This is a genomic window from Microbacterium sp. STF-2 (assembly GCF_034650155.1).
In the GTDB taxonomy this organism is placed as follows: domain Bacteria; phylum Actinomycetota; class Actinomycetes; order Actinomycetales; family Microbacteriaceae; genus Microbacterium; species Microbacterium maritypicum_A.
The window spans coordinates 871,620-891,216 of the sequence record NZ_JARKMW010000002.1 but is presented as its reverse complement, the minus strand read 5'-3'; the positions used below and the strand labels follow the sequence as shown (position 1 = coordinate 891,216).

The 19,597-nt window shown below is 69.1% G+C and carries 18 protein-coding genes; 12 read left to right on the top strand and 6 right to left on the bottom strand.

From position 1 onward, the window contains the following. Window positions 1-2 precede the first annotated feature (2 nt). A complete protein-coding gene (locus MicroSTF_RS18115; RefSeq protein WP_322957592.1) occupies window positions 3-1,433 on the top strand; it encodes a GH1 family beta-glucosidase in 1,431 nt (476 codons plus the stop codon). A gap of 139 nt (window positions 1,434-1,572) precedes the next feature. Further along, complete coding sequence (locus MicroSTF_RS18110; RefSeq protein WP_322957590.1) at window positions 1,573-2,568, top strand: LacI family DNA-binding transcriptional regulator; 996 nt, start codon at window positions 1,573-1,575, stop codon at window positions 2,566-2,568. A gap of 120 nt (window positions 2,569-2,688) precedes the next feature. Here the strand turns inward: MicroSTF_RS18110 and MicroSTF_RS18105 are convergent, their stop codons facing one another. Then, complete coding sequence (locus MicroSTF_RS18105) at window positions 2,689-3,726, bottom strand: hypothetical protein (protein WP_322957588.1); 1,038 nt, start codon at window positions 3,724-3,726, stop codon at window positions 2,689-2,691. Beyond that, entirely contained in the window at window positions 3,723-4,595 is an 873-nt protein-coding gene (locus tag MicroSTF_RS18100) for a DUF1266 domain-containing protein (RefSeq protein ID WP_322957586.1), read from the bottom strand. Before MicroSTF_RS18100 ends, MicroSTF_RS18105 begins: the two co-directional genes overlap by 4 nt. A gap of 126 nt (window positions 4,596-4,721) precedes the next feature. Here MicroSTF_RS18100 and MicroSTF_RS18095 point away from each other — a divergent pair, with 126 nt between their 5' ends. Then, a complete protein-coding gene (locus MicroSTF_RS18095) occupies window positions 4,722-5,408 on the top strand; it encodes a TetR/AcrR family transcriptional regulator (RefSeq protein ID WP_322957584.1) in 687 nt (228 codons plus the stop codon). Between the two features lie 67 nt (window positions 5,409-5,475). Here the strand turns inward: MicroSTF_RS18095 and MicroSTF_RS18090 are convergent, their stop codons facing one another. Both MicroSTF_RS18090 and MicroSTF_RS18085 read right to left on the bottom strand, forming a co-directional pair. Beyond that, on the bottom strand, window positions 5,476-6,294 hold the full coding sequence (locus MicroSTF_RS18090) for a matrixin family metalloprotease (RefSeq protein ID WP_021199229.1): 819 nt from the start codon (window positions 6,292-6,294) through the stop codon (window positions 5,476-5,478). 235 nt (window positions 6,295-6,529) lie between these two features. Further along, window positions 6,530-7,168: a GntR family transcriptional regulator gene (locus MicroSTF_RS18085; RefSeq protein WP_021199228.1), complete on the bottom strand. Its 639-nt coding sequence runs from the start codon at window positions 7,166-7,168 to the stop codon at window positions 6,530-6,532. A gap of 172 nt (window positions 7,169-7,340) precedes the next feature. Here MicroSTF_RS18085 and MicroSTF_RS18080 point away from each other — a divergent pair, with 172 nt between their 5' ends. From MicroSTF_RS18080 to MicroSTF_RS18060, 5 genes are read left to right on the top strand one after another with little or no spacing between them, the layout of a single operon-like run. Beyond that, window positions 7,341-8,618, top strand: coding sequence for an NRAMP family divalent metal transporter (locus tag MicroSTF_RS18080; protein WP_315072846.1), 1,278 nt, complete (start codon window positions 7,341-7,343; stop codon window positions 8,616-8,618). Window positions 8,619-8,622: 4 nt separating this feature from the next. Continuing rightward, window positions 8,623-9,387 carry a LamB/YcsF family protein gene (locus MicroSTF_RS18075; protein ID WP_021199226.1) on the top strand — a complete coding sequence of 255 codons (765 nt, stop codon included), beginning with the start codon at window positions 8,623-8,625 and terminating at the stop codon, window positions 9,385-9,387. Window position 9,388: 1 nt separating this feature from the next. Next, a complete protein-coding gene (locus MicroSTF_RS18070) occupies window positions 9,389-10,189 on the top strand; it encodes a putative hydro-lyase (protein ID WP_322957579.1) in 801 nt (266 codons plus the stop codon). Then, window positions 10,189-11,793, top strand: coding sequence for an urea amidolyase family protein (locus MicroSTF_RS18065; RefSeq protein ID WP_315072852.1), 1,605 nt, complete (start codon window positions 10,189-10,191; stop codon window positions 11,791-11,793). Before MicroSTF_RS18070 ends, MicroSTF_RS18065 begins: the two co-directional genes overlap by 1 nt. Beyond that, window positions 11,790-13,529, top strand: a complete 1,740-nt coding sequence (locus tag MicroSTF_RS18060; protein ID WP_315072854.1) for an acetyl/propionyl/methylcrotonyl-CoA carboxylase subunit alpha — start codon at window positions 11,790-11,792, stop codon at window positions 13,527-13,529. Before MicroSTF_RS18065 ends, MicroSTF_RS18060 begins: the two co-directional genes overlap by 4 nt. Before the next feature lie 84 nt (window positions 13,530-13,613). Here the strand turns inward: MicroSTF_RS18060 and MicroSTF_RS18055 are convergent, their stop codons facing one another. Next, window positions 13,614-14,942, bottom strand: a complete 1,329-nt coding sequence (locus MicroSTF_RS18055) for a uracil-xanthine permease family protein (protein ID WP_322957576.1) — start codon at window positions 14,940-14,942, stop codon at window positions 13,614-13,616. A 222-nt stretch (window positions 14,943-15,164) separates the two neighbouring features. Next, complete coding sequence (locus MicroSTF_RS18050) at window positions 15,165-16,043, bottom strand: phosphoribosylaminoimidazolesuccinocarboxamide synthase (RefSeq protein WP_315072857.1); 879 nt, start codon at window positions 16,041-16,043, stop codon at window positions 15,165-15,167. A 90-nt stretch (window positions 16,044-16,133) separates the two neighbouring features. Between MicroSTF_RS18050 and MicroSTF_RS18045 the strand changes: the two genes are divergently transcribed. The 4 genes from MicroSTF_RS18045 (at window position 16,134) to MicroSTF_RS18030 (ending at window position 19,580) form a co-directional block, all read left to right on the top strand. Further along, window positions 16,134-16,682: a GNAT family N-acetyltransferase gene (locus MicroSTF_RS18045; protein ID WP_315072860.1), complete on the top strand. Its 549-nt coding sequence runs from the start codon at window positions 16,134-16,136 to the stop codon at window positions 16,680-16,682. A gap of 82 nt (window positions 16,683-16,764) precedes the next feature. Beyond that, window positions 16,765-17,391, top strand: coding sequence for a PadR family transcriptional regulator (locus MicroSTF_RS18040; protein ID WP_315072863.1), 627 nt, complete (start codon window positions 16,765-16,767; stop codon window positions 17,389-17,391). Continuing rightward, entirely contained in the window at window positions 17,388-18,959 is a 1,572-nt protein-coding gene (locus MicroSTF_RS18035; RefSeq protein ID WP_269320247.1) for an MFS transporter, read from the top strand. The genes MicroSTF_RS18040 and MicroSTF_RS18035 overlap by 4 nt, the downstream gene beginning before the upstream one ends. 66 nt (window positions 18,960-19,025) lie before the next feature. After that, on the top strand, window positions 19,026-19,580 hold the full coding sequence (locus MicroSTF_RS18030) for a GNAT family N-acetyltransferase (RefSeq protein ID WP_029266885.1): 555 nt from the start codon (window positions 19,026-19,028) through the stop codon (window positions 19,578-19,580). The last annotated feature ends 17 nt before the right edge of the window (window positions 19,581-19,597 follow it).

Genomic DNA, 19,597 nt, shown 5'->3' with positions numbered 1-19,597 from the left:
CTATGACCCGCTCCTTCCCCGAGAACTTCCTGTTCGGCGCCGCGACCGCGGCGTACCAGATCGAGGGGGCGGCGTTCGAGGACGGGCGCACCGCCTCGATCTGGGACGCGTTCTCGCGCCAGCCGGGCGCGGTGATCGGGGCCGAGAACGGCGACGTCGCCTGCGATCACTACCACCGCTACCCGCAGGACGTCGCGCTCATGACGCAGCTCGGGCTGCAGACGTACCGCTTCTCGACCTCGTGGTCACGGGTGCGTCCGGACGGTGGAGCCGTCAACGCGGCGGGAGTGGACTTCTACGAGCGCCTGGTCGACGAGCTGCTCGCCGCCGACATCCTGCCCTGGTTGACGCTGTACCACTGGGACATGCCGCAGGCCCTGCAGGATGCCGGTGGCTGGACGAACCGCGACACGGTCGATCGCTTCCTGGAGTACGCCGGCACCATGCACGACGCGCTCGGCGACCGGGTGAACGTGTGGACCACGTTGAACGAGCCGTGGTGCTCGTCGTTCCTCTCGTACACTGCCGGCGAGCATGCGCCCGGGCACACCAGCATCGCGGAGGGGCTGCTCGCCTCGCACCACCTGCTTCTCGCACACGGCACGACCGTGCAGGAGTTCCGCAGACGCGACGCCTCGCTCAACCTCGGCATCACCCTGAACCACACGGTGGCCGACCCCGCCGACCCGCAGAATCCGGCCGATGTCGATGCGGCTCGTCGGGTGGACGGACAGTTCAACCGCTGGTTCCTCGACCCGATCTACCGCGGCAGCTACCCCGCCGACATCGTCGAAGACATCCGCGCGGTCGATGCCGACGCGGTCGCGCAGTTCGAGGCGGCCGTGCAGGACGGCGACCTCCAGCTGATCTCGCAGCACATCGACACGCAGGGGGTGAACTACTACCACGGCGACCTCGTATCGGGCACTGCTCCGGCTGAGGGGCCGGTCTCCGCGGAGCCCGAGACCGGGCGCGTGCGGCGCAGCCCCTACCCGTCGAGCGACGGCATCCACGCGGTCGAGCGGGGGCTACCCCGCACCGCGCAGAACTGGGAGGTGCAGCCCGAGGGGCTCACCCGTGTGCTGCAGCGGATCTGGAACGAGTACGCCGAGCCCGCGGGCACCGTGCTCTACATGACCGAGAACGGGGCGGCCTACGACGATGCCGTGGCGGTCGAAGACGGCGAGACACGCGTGCACGACGCCGACCGCACCGAGTTCCTGCGCCTGCACCTGGGCGCGGTGCTCGATGCCGCCGAGGCGGGTGTCGACGTGCGCGGCTACTTCTACTGGTCACTGTTCGACAACTTCGAATGGGCGTGGGGATACGACAAGCGGTTCGGCATCGTACGCGTCGACTACGACACCCAGGAGCGCACGCTCAAGGACTCGGGTCGGGAGTACGCCCGCATCATCGCGGCCCGGGCGCTCTGACCCCGCTGCCCGCCCCTCGAGTCGCGCGAAGGGTCGTATCCGGGGCCGAGATGCGACCATTTGCGCGACTCGGAGCGAGACGGTCGTCGTCGCACCCGTGAACCGGTGAGAATAGGGCGATGGAAGAGTGCGTACGCTGATGTCGCCCCGAGCGACCATCGAAGAAGTGGCATCCGCTGCGGGTGTCTCCCGGTCGACAGTGTCGAGGGTCGTGAACGGGTCGACGGCCGTGAGCCCGGAGGCCCTCGCCGCGGTGCGCGCGGCGATCGACGAGCTGAACTACGTGCCCAATCGGGCCGCGCGCTCCCTGGCATCACGCCAGACCCACGCCATCGCGCTGATCGTCCCCGAAGACACCACGCGCTTCTTCGGCGACCCGTTCTTCGCGGCCATCGTCGCGGGCATCACAGGTGCACTCGGCGGCTCGGACTACCTGCTCAACCTGTTGATCGCGAGCGATGACCCCGGCGACAAGATGACCAGCTTCGTGCGCAACGGCGGCGTGGACGGTGCGCTGATCGTCTCGCACCACACGAGCGACGCCTTCGTCGATCGGATCGCGGATGCCGTGCCGGTCGTGTTCGGCGGCCGCCCGGTGCGCCGTCACGACGGGGACTACGTCGTCGACGTCGACAACGTCGCCGGAGCGAAGAACGCCACCCGCCGCCTGATCGACATCGGCCGCACACGCATCGCGACGATCTCGGGTCCGCTCACGATGGTCGCCTCGGAAGACCGTGTGCAGGGGTTCCGGTCCGCGCTCGCGGATGCCGGGCTCACCCCGTATGCGGAGGAGGAGGGCGACTACAGCGAGGCCAGCGGAGCGGAGGCTGCCAGACGGCTGCTCGACGGCGGGCGCCCGGATGCGATCTTCGTCGCCAGCGACCTGATGGCCCGAGGTGCGCTGACGGCCCTGCGCTCGGCGGGTGTGCGTGTGCCGGAGGACATCGCGCTGGTCGGCTTCGACGACTCCTCGGTCGCCGTCACCACCGATCCGCAGCTGACCACGATGCGCCAGCCGATGTACGCGCAGGGTGAGGCCATGGCCCGGATCCTGTTGTCGCGGCTCGCGGGGGAGGACCCGCCGACCACGACGATCCTGCCGACCGAGCTGGTGATCCGGGCCTCGGCCTGACCGACCACGTCCGGTCCTGACGAACCGCGTCGGGGTGCGCGAGCGTCCGCGGAGGGGATGAACACGGCTGTGGCCCTGGCGCCCCCTCCGGGCCAGGCCCACAGCCGTGGGTCTTGAGGCTCAGCCGACGAGCGAGCTGAGGATGTCACCGCCGAAGAGCGAGAAGGCGGTGAGGCCGGCGGAGAGCAGGAGCACCGCGGCCGTGCCGGCGACCGCGAACACCGAGATCCCGCGACCGCCCAGCCGTTGGCCGCGCAGGCCGACCGACACGCCTGCTCTGGCGGCGAGGCCTCCCGCCTCGTCATCGCGGTACAGCTCGGTGCGCACCGCGAAGCGCCGATGGAACTCCTCGGCCAAGGTGAGCACCGCCGTCATGGTCTCGGCATGGTCGAACCGTGTGCCGGACGGCAGGTACACGTAGAGACGGTCGGACACGAGCTCGATCTCGGCGCCGGAGCCGAGGTCCAGCACGCGGGCCATCAGATCCGGCGTGAAGATGTAGAGAGCGTCCTGCTGATAGCCCTCCGGCACGATGAGGCGGAACGTCTTCGCGAACTCGCCTTCCAGATCCATGCGCGCGGCGCCACGCCCGAGGCCGAGCGTGGGGACGATGCTGCGCTTCCGGTTGGCGAGCACGATGTGCGGGACGGATGCCGGCAGCGGCAGTTCGATGAAGGCGAAGGGGCGCTGGATCGTGGCGCGCTCCTGTCCGTGGGCGACAGAGTGATGCATGCCCAGCTCGAACGGCATCCGGTCGTCGTCGCAGGCGATGACCGCACGTTCGCGTCCGTGCGCGACCCGCGTGAACGCGGCCCCGGGACGGCGGGTGCGCTCGAGGGTGTCGGCGTACGCCCATCCGTTCGCCCAGGCGAAGGCGGCGACCTTCACCCGGCGACTCAGGCCGACCGCCCACCAGACGAAGCCGACGGCGGCGAGCACGGTGTACCCGATCACGAACGCCCCGAGGATCGGGGCGACCGTGAGGATGTCGCTGCGGCCGAGGAACCAGAGCCCGGTCAGCATCGCGGCGGCGAACAGCAGTACGACCACCAGGATCACCAGGAAGCGGCGATGCGGCGGGATCCCGCAGATGCGCTCGTAGGTGCGGATGTCGCGCAGGCCCGCGCTCCGTCGCAGCGGTTCCAGGTCTACGGTCACAGGCTCCATGACAGCGTCGCCCACGGGCCGTTGCGCTTCTCGGACGCTGCGGCCTGGAAATCGGACCAGCCGTCGCCGAACTTCTCGAACGACTTCTCATCGACGTTGCCGTCCGTCCAGTGCATGACACGTCCCACGATGTAGCTCAGGCCGAAGTCGGCCCATGATTCGAACGCCGGGCGTCCTTCGACGTTGATGCGGTGGATGATCGCGCGTGCCTCAGCGACGTCGCCGTGTCCGAGCGCGACACCCCAGGTCGTCATGGCCACGGCCTGACCCAGGCCGTAGCCATCAAGGGTCTTCACGAAGAGCCCGGGGGTGACGATGTCCTTGCCCACGCGCTTGCGCACCTCGGTCTCGGCGTACTCGATCGAGGTGACGAAAGCGCGTGCAACGCGCTTGTCGCCGCCCTCCTGCACGATGGCGGCGAGCCATTCCTTGGCCTTCGGCGTGCGGCCGAGGCGCTGGGCGAGTTCGGTGCGTACGGCGAGGTACAGCATCCATACCTCGCGACGGCGGCGGACGGTGCTCAGGCGCTCGATGTTGGCGAGCCATTCGTCTCGTGTGTGCACGCCCCACTGGTCGACGAGGACCTTCTTCTCGCGGTCGTCGAGGAGCGAAGCGGTCGGATCGTTCCAGGCGCCTGAGGGCAGGTTCACGATCTGCAGGAAGCCGAGCGCGATCTCATCGGCTTCGACCCCGGTGGTGGGGTGCTCGGGCGAGGCCTTGACCTTGGCGGCCGGCAGGATCCAGATCACGAGGAAGAACAGCACGACGACCCCGACGATCGTCCACGCCCACCACTGGCTCACGAGCCATTCGAAGATCGAGGTGACGCTGTTGAAGTCGACGCTCGCGAAAGAGTGCATGGGTGCTCCTGGGAAGGGTGAATCCGTGTCGGTTCATAGATTGAACGAACATTCAGTGAGTAATCTATACGGCAGGGGGGGCGATTTCGAAAGACGGACCGGCGGGACTCAGGAGGTGGATGCCACGTGGCGCGCTCCGACGAGCAAAACCGGTTGGCCCGCGAGCGTGCCAGGGAGAACATCCTGCAGGCGGCGATCGAGACGTTCAGTGAACGCGGCGTCGCAGGGGCGAGCATCGCCGAGATCACGAAGCGTGCCGGCGTCGCCCAGGGGCTCGTGAACTATCACTTCGGTGGCAAGGAGCAACTCGTCGCCGCCGTGATCGATCGCTGGTTCGAGACCGTGCTCGGCTTCGCCCGCGTCGAGGGCACGCCCGACGAGATGCTCGCCGCGGTGATCGACGGTGCTCTCACGGCCACCGCCTATGCGATACCGCTGCAGCGCGCGGTGCTCGCGATGCAGCAGCAGCCGGCCACGCATCGACTCTTCGCGGAGTCGGAGGCCCGGCACGAGGCGGGCGCCACCGCGGCGGAGGACGCCGTCCGTGACCTCTTCCGCGCGCGGGGGGCCGAGGACCCGGCGCTCGAAGAGGTGATGCTGCGCAGCACGATCGAGGGGGTCTTCGTGAAGTCCGCCGTCTTCGGCGAGACCTATCCGCTCGAGGAGGCCCGCCGCTGGATGTTCCGACGGTACGGACTCCCCGAGCCCACGGCGTCCATCGCGCCACCGGCTCCCCTGCGTGACGGTGAGCCGCGGCCGAGGGCGACGGCGGCTCTGCGGGGGCGCGAGCAGTTGCCGCGCGACTCCGCCTGAACGACGGACGAACGCGGGGCCCGGTCGCGAACGACCGGGCCCCCTGATTCCGACGTGCTGACCGGTGTCAGTTCCCGTAGAGGGAGACGACTCCGGCGGTGTCGACGCTCGTCATCGACAGGTCGTCGGAGGAGCCGTTGCACTGCGGGTAGTGCATGATCGACGAGGAGTCGTACGGCGTCAGAGGACGCCAGTTGTTGTCCTCGAAGCAGGTGCCGGCCTCCGGCCGGGTGTGCTCGTGGCGGAAGCCGAGCACGTGGCCCAGTTCATGGCCGAGCACGTTCGTCGGGGTCCAGGACGAGCCGGGGGTCCAGATCGAGTCATCGATGAGGACGTTCTGCAGACGCGGTGCGGTGCTCGGGAAGAAGGCCCTGGCGATGTACTGCGTCGTCTGCACCGGCTCCACCGAGAACAGGACGGCGTTGTTGCGCGTCGTGCAGTTGGCATCGGCGCTGCTGTCGTAGATGAAGTCGATCTTCGAGGATGCGGCTTCCCAGAGGGCAGCACCGCTTTCCATCGCGTTCACGACGTCGGCGTGACGTGCGCCGAAGGCGGTGCTGACGCAATAGGTGAGGTTCGCCACCTGCGCGTCGGACCACTTGTCGTCGATGCTGTTGACGGTGTTGACGATGAGACCGTTGGTCACGGGGTCGGCGCCGAGGAGCTGCTCGTAGAACGAACGCAGTTCGCCCTGGTTGGAGATCACCTCGTCTCCGTTGACGACGTAGGCACCGTCGACGTCTCGGTAGGTCGACGCCTCGAACTCCTGGAAGGTGGGGATGTCATCGGCGTCGGGTGCGGAATTCGCGGCAGCGGGGATGACCGTGCCGAGGCAGAGCGCAGCAGCCGCGGTAGCGGCGAACGCCAGTTTTCTCGTGAGTCGCAAAGTAGTAGTCCTTTTCGATCTGAACGATTCCGCGCGCCCCCTCGGCACGCGGCCCCCGGCGGAAAGGTGAGCAACTCTGCGCAGCCGATCCTGTCGAAGTGCGCTCACGGTAAGCATGGCTCTCACGCGATGGCAAGGCATCTCCCGGCACGTTCACAGATTTATGCACTCAGGTCAAAAATACCGAACGTCGTTCTGGTCGAAGGTGGTGTGCGTCCCGGCGAGACGTCGGGGGTCAGGCGTGGCCCATGCGGGCGAAAGCCCCCAACACACTGCGCTCCGATGCGGTGAGGTAGCGCTCGAGTTCTTCCGCAGCGGCTTCGGGCCCCTGTTCCAGCAGAGCCGTGAGCACCGCGCGGTTCCGACGGACGTACGGCTCGTGCAGCGACCTCGGCTCGTCGATCTCGAGGAAGACGAGACGCAGCTCGGCGGCGACATCGCGGTAGGTGCGGGCGAGCCGTGCGCTGTCGGCGAGGGCGACGATCGCGTCGTGGAAGGCCATGTTCGCGCTGCCGATGCGTCGCCAATCCTCGTGCGGCAGCTGCTCCTCGGCCTCGGCCAGGGCTTCGCGCATGAGCTGCACGGCGGGGTGCTCGGGCTCGGACTGGCGCAGTGCGGTGCATTCGATCACGCGGCGGGCCCGATAGATGTCGATCACGTCGGCGATGGTCGGTGACGCCACCGAGACCCCGCGGTGGGGGATGTGCTCGACGAGGCCCTGCTCGGCGAGCACACGGAAGGCTTCGCGAAGCGTGTTGCGCGAGACGTCGAACTGCTCGGCGAGGGCTGATTCCGAGAGTCGTGACCCCGGTGCGAAGTCGCCGTCGATGATGCGCTGACGGAGGACGTCGGCGAGCGGGCCCTGCTGGTTCATGCCTTCATCGTAGGCGGCGGGGCTGCGGCATCGTCTGCGGTCGCAGGAGGGAAATCACACGAAGGCAACCGTTCTGTAGCACGGCCGTAACACGATTGTTGAACAATGAATGCCTATCCGTTCTACACTGGGGGTCACCCGACACCCACCAACGACGATGGGAACCCCCCGCATGTCAGAGCAGACCACCGCCTCCCTCTCCCCGGAGGACGAAGCCCGCCTCTCGTCCGCCAAGAAGCGCGCGGGCCGCAGTGCCGTCATCGGCGCGATCTTCCTCATGGCCACCAGCGCCATCGGCCCCGGCTTCATCACGCAGACCGCCACGTTCACAGCGACGATGGGGGCCGCCTTCGCGTTCGCGATCCTCATCTCGATCCTCGTCGACATCGCGGTGCAGCTGAACGTCTGGCGCATGATCACCTCGTCCGGCAAGCGCGCCGGCGAACTCGCGAACAGCGCCATCCCCTTCTCCGGACACCTGATCGCCGTGCTCGTCGTGATCGGCGGGCTGGCCTTCAACATCGGGAACATCGCCGGTGGCGGACTGGGACTCAACGCCCTGCTCGGCATCGACCCCAAGCTCGGTGGCATGGTCACCGCGGCCCTCGCGATCATCATCTTCCTGGTGAAGAAGGCGGGCCCCGTGATGGACATCGTGCTGGTCGTGCTGGGAATCGCCATGATCGTCATGACCGTGGTCGTGGCCGTGATCGCCCAGCCGCCGATCGGCGAGGCGCTGCGCCAGACCTTCGTGCCCGACGAGCTGAACTTCGCCACCATCACCACCATCGTCGGCGGCACCGTCGGCGGATACATCACCTACTCCGGCGCCCACCGCTACCTCGACTCGGGACACACCGGACCGGAGCACGCCGGCCCCGTCATGCGCGCGGCGACCAACGGCATCCTCGTCACCGGCGTGATGCGCTACGTCCTGTTCCTCGCGATCCTCGGCGTCGTGGCCTCCGGCGTCACGCTCGACCTCTCCGGGCAGGGCGCGAACCCCGCGGGTCAGGCGTTCGGCGCGGTGCTCGGCGACGCCGGCCTCCGCATCTTCGGTGCGATCTTCTGGGCCGCGGCGATCAGCTCGGTCATCGGTGCGGCCTACACCTCCGCCACCTTCCTCTCCACCTTCACCGCGAAGCTCAAGGGCGGGTGGCCGCTGCAGCTCGCGACCGTCGCGTTCATCGTGGTGTCGCTGGCGGTGTACCTCTCGATCGGTACCGCTCCTGCGGCGATCCTCGTGTTCGTCGGCGGCTTCAACGGCCTGATCCTGCCGATCGGACTCACGGTGTTCATGTACATCGGCTGGTTCCGTCGCGACCTGCTCGGCTCGAGGAAGTACCCGATGTGGCTGCTCGTCGCCGGTACGCTCGTGACGCTGCTCACCTGGTACATGGGTATCGTCTCGGTCGGCCCCATCTTCGCCTTCCTCGGAATCGGAGCGTGATCGCATGACATCGATCGACCTGAACTCGGACCTCGGCGAGAACGTCGCCGACCGGATCGTCAGCGACGACGCGAGCATGCTCCGCCTCGTCACGAGCGCGAACGTGTCGTGCGGTTTCCATGCCGGCAGCCCCGAGGGGATCCGCGAGACGCTCGCGGCTGCCGTGGCGGACGGCGTGGTGATCGGCGCGCACCCCGGTTACCGCGACTACGAGAACTTCGGACGCACGAAGGTCGACATCGACTCGGCCACGCTGCAGGCGCACGTCGAGTACCAGCTCGGTGCGCTCATCGGGCTCGCCTCCGCGGTCGGCGGCCGGGTCTCGTACGTCAAGCCGCACGGCGCTCTCTACAACACGATCGCCCGCGACGAGCGGCAGTCGAAGGACGTCGTGGCCGCGATCCGCGCGATCGACCCTGGCCTGGTGCTGCTCGGGCTCTCCGGAGGCGTCGTGCTCGACGTGGCCGAGCGGGCAGGGCTCGCCGTCGCCGCCGAGGCGTTCGCGGACCGCGCGTATCAGCCCGACGGGCAGCTCGTCTCGCGCACCGAGGAGGGCGCGGTGCTGCACGACCCGGCAGCGGTCGCCGAGCGCATGGTGCGCCTCGCCGCCGACGGCGTGATCCGTGCGATCGACGGCACCGATGTGCCCGTGGTCGCGCAGTCGATCTGCGTGCACGGCGACAGTCCCGGCTCGGTGGCCATGGCCGCGGAGACCAAGCGGATGCTGCAGGAGGCGGGAATCACGATCGCCCCGTTCGCGGGCGCCTGACATGACCGTTCTCGCCACCGCCGACCAACTCGCCGACGCACGCGCTGCTCGCGCCGCGATCCGGGCCGGTCACGCCGAGCCGACCAGCGGAGTCGCGGTCGGGCTGACCCAGGCGAACCTCATCGCGGTGCCGGCCGACTGGGCCTTCGAGACGCTGCTCTTCGCGCAGCGGAACCCGAAGCCGTGCCCGGTGCTCGAGGTGATCGAGCAGGGCGCGGTGGAGTCACGGCTCGCGCCCGGCAGCGACATCCGCACCGACATCGGCCGGTACCGCATCTGGCGCGACGGGGAACTGGTCGAGGAGGTCGCCGACGCGACTGCGGCCTGGGCGGAGCATCCCGACCTCGTGGCTTTCCTCATCGGATGCAGCTTCACCTTCGAATCCGGACTCGTACAGGCAGGGATCCCGATCCGCCATCAGGAGCTCGGCCGGAACGTGCCCATGTACCGCACCTCCGTGTCGTGCGCGCCCGCCGGACGACTGCGCGGAGAGATGGTCGTCTCGATGCGTCCGATCCCCGCGGCTCGCGTCGCGGATGCCGTGCAGATCTCCGGCCGCACTCCCGCGGTGCACGGTGCTCCGGTGCACATCGGCGACCCGGCATCGCTCGGCATCCACGACCTGGCGCATCCCGACTTCGGGGATGCTCCCGAGGTGCGCGACGGCGAAGTGCCCGTCTTCTGGGCCTGCGGTGTCACCCCGCAGGCCGCGATCATGGCCTCGAAGCCGCCGTTCGCGATCACGCACGCGCCCGGGTACATGTTCATCACCGATGTTCCGGATGCGGAGTACCTCGTCTGATGCGCATCCTCACGGCATCCGATCACGCTCTCCTCGTCGAGGCATCCGACCTCGACGAGGCGATGCGCCTGAACCTCGCGTGGGAGGGCGTGCCCGGCATCGTCGAGCGCATCCCCGGCGCCCGCACCGTGCTCGTGCGCTTCGATCCGGTGCGGGTCTCGGCCGCCGATCTCTCAGCGGTGCTGGCCGCGACCGAGATCGACACCGCGCATCCGCCGGGCACCGGCGAGGTCACCGTACCGGTGCGATACGACGGCGAAGACCTCGACGAGGCGGCATCGCTGTTGGGCGTCTCGGCGGAGGAACTCGTCAACAGGCACCTCGCCGCGGACTGGCGGGTGGCGTTCTCCGGTTTCGCCCCCGGCTTCGGATACGTCGTGAGCAGCGATCCCCTGTTCGACGTGCCGCGCCGATCGTCGCCGCGCACACGCGTGCCCGCCGGCTCGGTCGCGCTCGCCGGGCAGTTCACCGGCGTCTACCCGCGCGAGAGCCCGGGCGGATGGCAGCTCATCGGACGCACGGACGCCGTGATGTGGGACATCGAGCGGAACCCTCCCGCGCTGCTGTCGCCCGGGACGGCGGTGCGGTTCGCGCAGGTGCGGGAGGCCGCTCGGCTGGAGGGCGGTCACCCGGGCCGAAACGGAGACGACCCGACGCACGCACCGCGCGTCGCGGCGCAGCACTCCGCGACGGATGCAGATGGTCTGGGTTTCGGCGCGGGAGTCGCCGTCGAGGTGGTCCGCCCGTCGCTGCAGCTGCTCGTGCAGGACGCCGGGCGCCCGGGCTATGCGGCACTCGGTGTCTCGGCATCCGGGGCTGCGGACCGCCGGGCCATGCACGACGCGAACCGTGCCGTGGGCAATGCACGCGACGCCGCGGTGCTCGAGAGCGTCGGAGGAGCCGTCCTGCGATTCCGGGGAGCCGGCGTCGCCGCGGTCGCCGGCGCGATCGGCGCGCTCCGCCTGACCGAGGTCGGCGGCACCGTTCGTTCCGTGGCGCACGGTGAGCCCTTCGCCACCGTCGATGGCGACGAACTGACCCTCGGTCACCCCGAGCGCGGGCTGCGCTACGTCGTCGCCGTGCGAGGAGGCCTGGATGCGGTGCCCGCGCTGGGCAGCCGTGCGGTGGACACCCTCGCCGGGCTCGGCCCGGAAGCGCTCGTGGCGGGTGCCGTCGTCCCGGTGGGCGGCGCGGCGCCGCATCCCGTCGAGCCCGATGCGCTGCCGCGCGAGCTCCCGGCCTCGGGAGAGCTCGTCGACCTCGAGATCACGCTCGGCCCTCGGGACGACTGGTTCACGGGGCACGCGCTCGCGACCCTCACCGGACAGGAGTGGACCGTCACGCCGCGTTCGGATCGCGTCGGCATCAGGCTCCAGGGGGAGGTGCCCCTGGAGCGCGCGGTCGGTGGCGAACTGCCGAGCGAGGGTGCTGTCACGGGGGCCGTCCAGGTGCCGCCCGATGGGCAGCCCGTCCTGTTCCTGCCGGATCATCCGCTCACCGGGGGATACCCCATCATCGGCGCCCTCACGGACCGCAGCCTCGACCTCGCCGGTCAACTGGCTCCGGGAGTGCGTCTTCGTTTCACCGTCAAGGAGTCCTCATGACCACCGTGTCGACCGAGCCGACCACGCAGAGGGTCCTGATCGCCAACCGCGGGGAGATCGCGGTGCGCGTCGTCCGCGCCTGCGCCGAGGCCGGATACACCTCGGTCGCGGTCTATGCGGATCAGGATGCCGACGCCCTGCACGTGCGCCTGGCCGATGAGGCCGTGGGCCTGGGGGCAGCAACGGGGGCCGACACGTATCTTTCCATCGAGGCGCTGCTCGCCGCCGCGCGCCGGGCGGATGCGACCGCCGTGCACCCCGGATACGGCTTCCTCTCGGAGAGCGCCGCGTTCGCACGGGCCGTCGAGGATGCCGGGCTGGTCTGGATCGGGCCGTCGCCCGAGAGCATCGACGCACTCGGCGACAAGATGACCGCTCGCCGTATCGCGCAGCGGGTCGGAGCGCCGCTCGCCGCCGGTACCGACCAGCCGCTGGCCGGGCCTGAGGAGGCGGTGGCGTTCGCCGAGGAGCACGGACTCCCCATCGCGATCAAGGCGGCGTTCGGCGGTGGCGGCCGCGGGCTCAAGGTGGTGCGCGAGCTGTCCGAGGTCGCGGCGGCTTTCGACGCGGCCACTCGCGAGGCGATCGCGGCATTCGGTCGCGGAGAGTGCTTCGTGGAGCGCTTCCTCGAGAGCCCGCGGCACATCGAGGTGCAGGTGCTCGGCGACGGGCGCGGCGGTGTCGTGGTGGTCGGCGACCGCGACTGCTCGATGCAGCGTCGGAACCAGAAGCTCATCGAGGAGGCGCCGGCGCCGGGACTCTCCGTCGAACAGCGGACGCGTTTCCACGACGCGGCACGGTCGATCTGCGGCGAGGTGGAGTACCGCGGGGCCGGCACCGTGGAGTTCCTGCTCGCGGCCGACGGCACCATCTCGTTCCTCGAGGTGAACACAAGGCTTCAGGTGGAGCATCCGGTCACCGAGGAGGTCACCGGAACCGACCTGGTGCGCGAGCAGTTCCGCATCGCGTTCGGGGAAGGTCCGTCCTTCGTCGAGACGCCGGCACCCATCGGGCACGCGTTCGAGTTCCGCATCAATGCCGAGGACCCCGGGCGGGGCTTCCTGCCGAGCCCCGGTCGTGTCGAGAGACTGCGGATCCCCGGCGGACCCGGCGTGCGCTGGGACAGCGGCATCGAAGAGGGCGATGTCGTGCATCCGGCCTTCGACTCGATGATCGCCAAGCTGATCGTGCACGCCGAGTCCCGCGATGCGGCCATCGTGCGGGCGCGGCGGGCTCTGCGTGAGCTGACCGTCGAGGGGCCGGCGACGGTGATCCCGTTCGACGTGATGGCGCTCGACGAGGAGGCGTTCGGCACGGCGACCTTCGCGGTGCACACGCAGTGGATCGAGAGTGCGCTGCTGCCGAAGCTGGAGACGCAGTCGCGGCCGGCGGCCATGTCGGACTCCGCACTGCAGCGCTTCCCTGTCGAGATCGACGGCCGACGCGTGATGCTGGGTCTCCCGGCCGGCCTGCTGTCGGGCCTCGGTCGTCCGGCTGCCCCCGCGCCCGCAGCGCCCACGTCCGACCCGACCGAACTGCGCGCACCGGTGCCGGGCACGCTGGTGCGCTGGCTCGTCGACGACGGCACCCAGGTCGCGGAGGGAGAGCCGGTCGCGGTCCTCGACGCCATGAAGATGGAGACCACGGTGACCGCCCACAGATCCGGATCGCTGTCTCAGCGGGTCGAGCTGTCCGCGATGGTCGCCGCCGATGGGGTGCTCGCGGTCATCGACTGAGCGTTCTGGCGCACCACCCGAAACGCAGAGATCCCGGATGCCTCACGAGAGGCATCCGGGATCTCCGTCTGTGCGCGGCGCGGCCTACTCGGGGTCGCCGCCGAGCGGACCGACCGCCTCGAGCGGCTTCGGGTCGTCGGCACCGGCCTTGCGCAGGCGCGCGATCAGGTTGCCGAGGTGGTAGATCAGGATCGCAGCCACCGTGGCGATGACGATGCCGTCGAGTTCGAAGCCGGAAGCCTCGTCCTTGATCATGAAGCCGCCGACCGCCATGATCAGCGCGACGGCCGCCGTGTACTGGTTGACCGGGCGCGAGAAGTCGACGCGGTTGTCGACCCAGATCTTGATGCCGATGACCCCGATCAGACCGTAGAGCGCCGTCGTCACGCCGCCGAGCACACCGGCGGGCACCGAGTTGATGACTTCGCCGAACTTCGGGGAGAGGCTGAGCAGGATCGCGGCCGTGCCCGCCACCCAGTAGGCGGCGGTGGAGTACACGCGGGTGGACGCCATCACGCCGATGTTCTCGCCGTAGGTCGTCGTGCCGGAACCGCCGAAGAAGCCGGCGAGGGTCGTCGAGACGCCGTCCGCGATCAGCGCCTTGCCTGTCTGCTGGTTCACCGTCGCGTCTCCTGTCATGGTCGCGACGCCGCGGACGTGGCCGACGTTCTCGGCGATCAGAACGAGAACGACCGGGAGGAACATCGCAAGCGCCGTGAGCGTGCCGGGCTCGGTGAAGTTCGGGAACGTGAAGGTCGGAAGGCCGACCCAGTCCGCCTTCTCGACTGCTGCGAAGTCGAGCTCACCGCGGAACGCCGCGAAGATGTACCCCGCGATGACGCCGAGGAAGATCGAGATGCGGCCGAGGAATCCGCGGAAGACGACGGCGAAGAGAATGGTGATGGCGAGGGTGAAGGTCGCGGTCACCGGCGCTGCGGCGTAGTTGTTGTGCGCTGCGCCCGCGAGGTTGAAACCGATGAGGGCGACGATCGTTCCGGCGAGTACCGGCGGCAGGAAGCGGTCCACCCACTTCACCCCGACCGTGTGCACCACGACGCCGATGATCGCCAGCAGCACGCCGACGGCGACGATCCCGGCCAGGGCGGTGCCCATGTTCGCGGACGCGGTCGCTGCGGTCACCGGCGCGATGAACGCGAACGACGAACCCAGGTAACTGGGCAGCTTGTTGCGGGTGACCAGCAGGAACAGGATCGTGCCCACACCGCTGAAGAGCAACGTGGTGGCGACCGGGAACCCGGTGATGATCGGCACCAGGAACGTCGCGCCGAACATCGCCACGACGTGCTGGAGACCGATCGCGATCGTCGCGGGCCAGTTCAGGCGCTCGTCGGGACGGACGACGGCACCGGGCTCGACCGTGCGGCCGTTTCCGTGCAGCTTCCACAGGGCCATGCGGGCTCCTCAAGGTTCGGGGGATGGCAGGAGTGCTGGAGCAACACTACCGATTCCTGAGTTTTTCCTGAGCGCGGGCGCCGACCTGCGCTCAGGTGCAGGAGCGGATGAAGGATGCATGAGGGGCGCGCAGCCGATGGTCATGCATCTGTCCGGTCGTCATGCATCCGTCCGCGGACCGGTGCGCGGACCTGCGTGACGAGTGGCCTCGACGGTCGCGAGTCAGGCGCCGAGGCGCTCGATCAGCTCGCGGTAGCGGTCGGCGGTGCGCGCGACCACGTCGTCCGGAAGCAGCGGCGGCTCGCCCTGCTGGTCCCAGTTCGCGGCCAGCCAGTCGCGCACGATCTGCTTGTCGAAGCTCGCCATGCGCGCGCTCGGCGTGGTGCCGGTGCGCCAGGCCTCGGCGTCCCAGTACCGGGAGGAGTCGCTCGTGAGCACCTCGTCGGCCAGGCGCAGGGTGCCGTCGGCATCCGTCCCGAACTCGAACTTGGTGTCGGCGAGGATCAGGCCCTTCTCCTCAGCGATGGCGGCCGCAGCCGTGTAGATCGCCAGGGAGGTGTCGCGTAGTTCGGCCGCCCGCTCGGCGCCGACGAGCTCGACGGCGCGCTCGAACGTGATGTTCTCGTCGTGCTCGCCCATCGGGGCCTTGTACGCCGGGGTGAACAGCGGCTCAGGCAGCCGATCGCCGTTCTGCAGGCCGGCGGGGAGCGGAATGCCGCACACGGTGCCGCTCTCCTGGTACTCGACCCAGCCGGAACCGGTGATGTAGCCGCGCACGACGCACTCGATCGGCAGCATCTCGAGCGACTGCGCGAGCATGGCGCGATCGGCGACGGCCTCGGGCAGCTCGCCCGCGGCGATGTGGTTGGGGAAGTTGGAGAGCTGGGCGAACCACCAGCGGCTCAGCCGTGTCAGCAGGGCGCCCTTGTCGGTGATGCCGGGGGAGAGCACGAAGTCGAAGGCGCTCACGCGGTCGGAGGCCACGACGAGGATGCGGGTGTCCGCCGGGTCTTCCGAGGCATACAGGTCGCGGACCTTGCCCGAGTAGATGTGCCGCCAGCCGGGAATGCTCTGTGCCGTGCCTTCTGAAGGTGTGCTCACCCGCCTATTATCCCGGTTCCGTGCGACCGCGATCGCCTGCGTCCGTGGGTCGCGCCGACGGGTGTCGGAGCCGGTGTCTAGCGTGGAGGCGTGGCTGACGACATCTTCACCGACCGGCTCCGTCTGTCGCGGGCGGTGGCCGCCGACCTCGATGCGATCTTCGCGATCCAGAACGATCCGCGGGTGTGGACGCACTTCCCGAGCCTTCGACACACCGACCCCGCCGCGACTCTCGACATGATGAGGCGTTGGGACCGCAGCTGGGAGCAGGCGGGACTCGGATCATGGGTGGCACGTCTGCGCGACACGGGCGAGATCATCGGAAACGGCGGCTGCACGCTGCTTCGCGGCGAGGTGTGGAACGTCGGCTACCGCATCGCGGCCGACCAGCACGGGCACGGCTATGCGACCGAGCTGGCGCGCGCCGGCATCGAGCACGCGCGGCTCGTCGACCCCGATCGACCGGTCATCGCCTATCTCGTGGAGCACAACCGGGCGTCGGCGCACGTCGCGGAGAAGCTGGGCCTCCACCTCGTGCATCGCGCGCCGGATGTCGGCAACCCCGATCCTGCGGTGATGCGGCTCGTCTACGCGGACCGACCCCTCACCGCGACGCAGCTCGCGGCCGCTCTGGGCTGATCAGCTGAGGGACCGCGGATGTCGGTCTTGTCGGTGTCCGTTGGGGGGCGTATAGTCCACATGGACTATTCGAGGTGGGGACATGAAGAAGGATGCCGTCGACCGACTCACCCCCATGGGGGTGATGGTGCTCGCGCTGCTGCGCGAGGGCGACATGCACCCCTACGAGATGGTGCGGCTCATGCGGGCCCGCCACGATGATCGCCTGATCACGATCACCAACGGGACGCTCTACCACACGGTGTCCCGGCTGCATCGTGCCGGGCTGATCGATGAGCTCGGCATCGACCGCGAGGGCAATCGTCCGGAGCGCACGACCTACTCCCTGACGGATGCCGGACGTGACGCGGTCGTCACGTGGGTGCGGCGCGAGCTGCCCCGCATCGACCGACCCGCCGACTTCCGCATCGCGCTCGCCGAGGCCCACAACCTCGAGAGGCCGGAGGTGATCGACCTCCTGCAGAAGCGGCGGGTGGCGCTCGTCGGCGATCACGCGCGGCACCGCGACGGCCTGCGGACGGCCAGGGAGAAGAGCGTGCCCGAGCAGGTGCTCGTCGAGATCGAGCGTCAGGAGGCACTGCTGGACGCCGAGCTGCGCTGGCTCGACACCCTCCTGGACCGCCTCCAGACCGAAGTCCTGCCGTGGGGTCCCACGGCATTCCAGAACTCAGACCGCTACCGCGCTCAGCGAAAGGCCGCACAGCAATGACAGATACCCCTCGCGACGGAGACCGCCCCCCGGTGTCCACGCCCTCGACATCCGGTCCGTCGACCGGCACCTATTCCGTGGGGCACAAGCCCACGAGCCCCTGGCCCGCCCTCTGGGCGCTGGTCATCGGCTTCTTCATGATCCTCGTCGACACCACGATCGTGTCGGTCGCGAACCCGGCCATCAAGGCGGCGCTCGACCCGAACACGAACAATCTCGACAACGTCGTGTGGGTCACGAGCGCCTACCTGCTCGCCTATGCGGTGCCGCTGCTGATCACCGGACGTCTCGGTGACCGCTTCGGCCCGAAGAACATCTACCTGATCGGCCTCGCGGTCTTCACCCTCGCGTCGCTGTGGTGCGGACTGTCGACCACACTCGAGGGCCTGATCGTCGCCCGCGCGGTGCAGGGTCTCGGAGCGGCGTTCATGACGCCGCAGACCATGGCCGTGATCACCCGCACCTTCCCGCCCGAGCGCCGCGGCGCCGCGATGGGTCTCTGGGGGGCGACCGCTGGCGTCGCGACTCTCGTCGGCCCCCTCGTGGGCGGTCTGCTCGTCGACGGCTTCGGCTGGGAGTGGATCTTCTTCGTGAACATCCCGGTCGGCATCGTCGCCTTCGTGCTCGCCTGGCGTCTGGTGCCCAAGCTCGCGACGCATCCGCACCGGTTCGACATCGTGGGTGTGGTGCTGAGCGCCGTGGCGCTGTTCCTCATCGTGTTCGGACTCCAGGAGGGCGAGAAGTACGACTGGGGTGTGATCTGGGGGCCGATCTCGGTATGGAGCCTGATCATCGTCGGCCTCGTGGTGCTCGGGCTGTTCATCTTCCAGCAGGCCAAGACCCGCAGCGAGCCGCTGGTGCCGCTCGACCTGTTCCGCGACCGCAACTTCTCGGGCGCGAACGTGGCGATCGCCGCCGTCGGCTTCACGGTGACGAGCATGTCGCTGCCGATGATGTTCTTCCTGCAGACCGCACGCGGACTCACGCCCACCGAAGCGGCACTGCTCCTGATCCCGATGGCGGTGCTCTCGGGGGTGCTCGCCCCGGCCGCGGGCAAGTTGCTCGACCGGGTCGATCCGCGCATCATCCTCATCCCCGGCCTGCTCTGCGTCGCCGGAGCGCTGGTCTGGTACTCGGCACTGATCAACATGGACACCCCGATCTGGATGTTCCTGCTTCCCTCTGCGCTGATGGGCATCGGCAACGCCGGCATGTGGGGTCCGCTCGCCACCACGGCGACGCGCAAGCTGCCGCCGCGTCAGGCGGGGGCGGGCGCCGGCATCTACAACACGACCAGGACCATCGGGTCGGTGATCGGCTCGGCATCCATCGCCGCGTTCATGCAGTCGCGTCTCGAGGCGAACCTCCCGGGCCTCGCCGACGCCCCGGCGGGCATCTCGACCGGCGGATCGCTGCCGCCCCAGGTGGCCGAAGGGTTTGCGGCGGGGATGTCGCAGTCGATCCTGCTGCCGGCGTGCGTCATGGCGGTCGCCCTGATCGCCTCGCTGTTCCTCGGTCGTTACGACAAGACGGAGGCGGCGGCACCCGCGGCCGTGCGGGCCGAGTAGTCGAACCCGGGGAGGGGTCGTGTCCGTCGGTTTGCGGACACGGCCCCTTTCTGGTGTCATCGGGCGATGACGATCGCACTCTCTCGACCGACCACCGACCTCTTCGAATCCTGGGCCGCCGCAGTGGGCGAGTTCGAGGGCGGACACGTCGACGGGGGCGGTCTCGAGAAGGGTTTCGTGCCCGACCGGGCCGCTTTCGAGGAGTTCGTCGAGCGCGCAGAGCTGTACGCCACACCCGGTGCGGTTCTCCCGGAGGGCCACGTGCCCTGCGATTACTACTGGATCACCGAGGGGGACCAGGTGGTCGGCTTCCTCTCCTTCCGCCGCGAGCTCAACGACTACCTGCGTCGCTTCGGTGGCCACATCGGCTATTCGGTGATCCCTTCCCGTCGCCGCGAAGGGATCGTGCGCGAGGCGATGCGGCAGATTCTCCGCCAGGCGAAGGTGGAGGGGTACGAACGCGTGATGCTCACCTGCGATGACGACAACATCGGGTCCATCCGCACCATCGAGGGCGCCGGTGGCGAGCTCGAAGACGTGATCGATGCGCCGGAGGCCGGGCGGCCCCGCGTGCGCCGGTACTGGATCGATATTTCGGGGACCCGACTCGCCGCGAGCTAGGGTAGATCCTCGGCGGT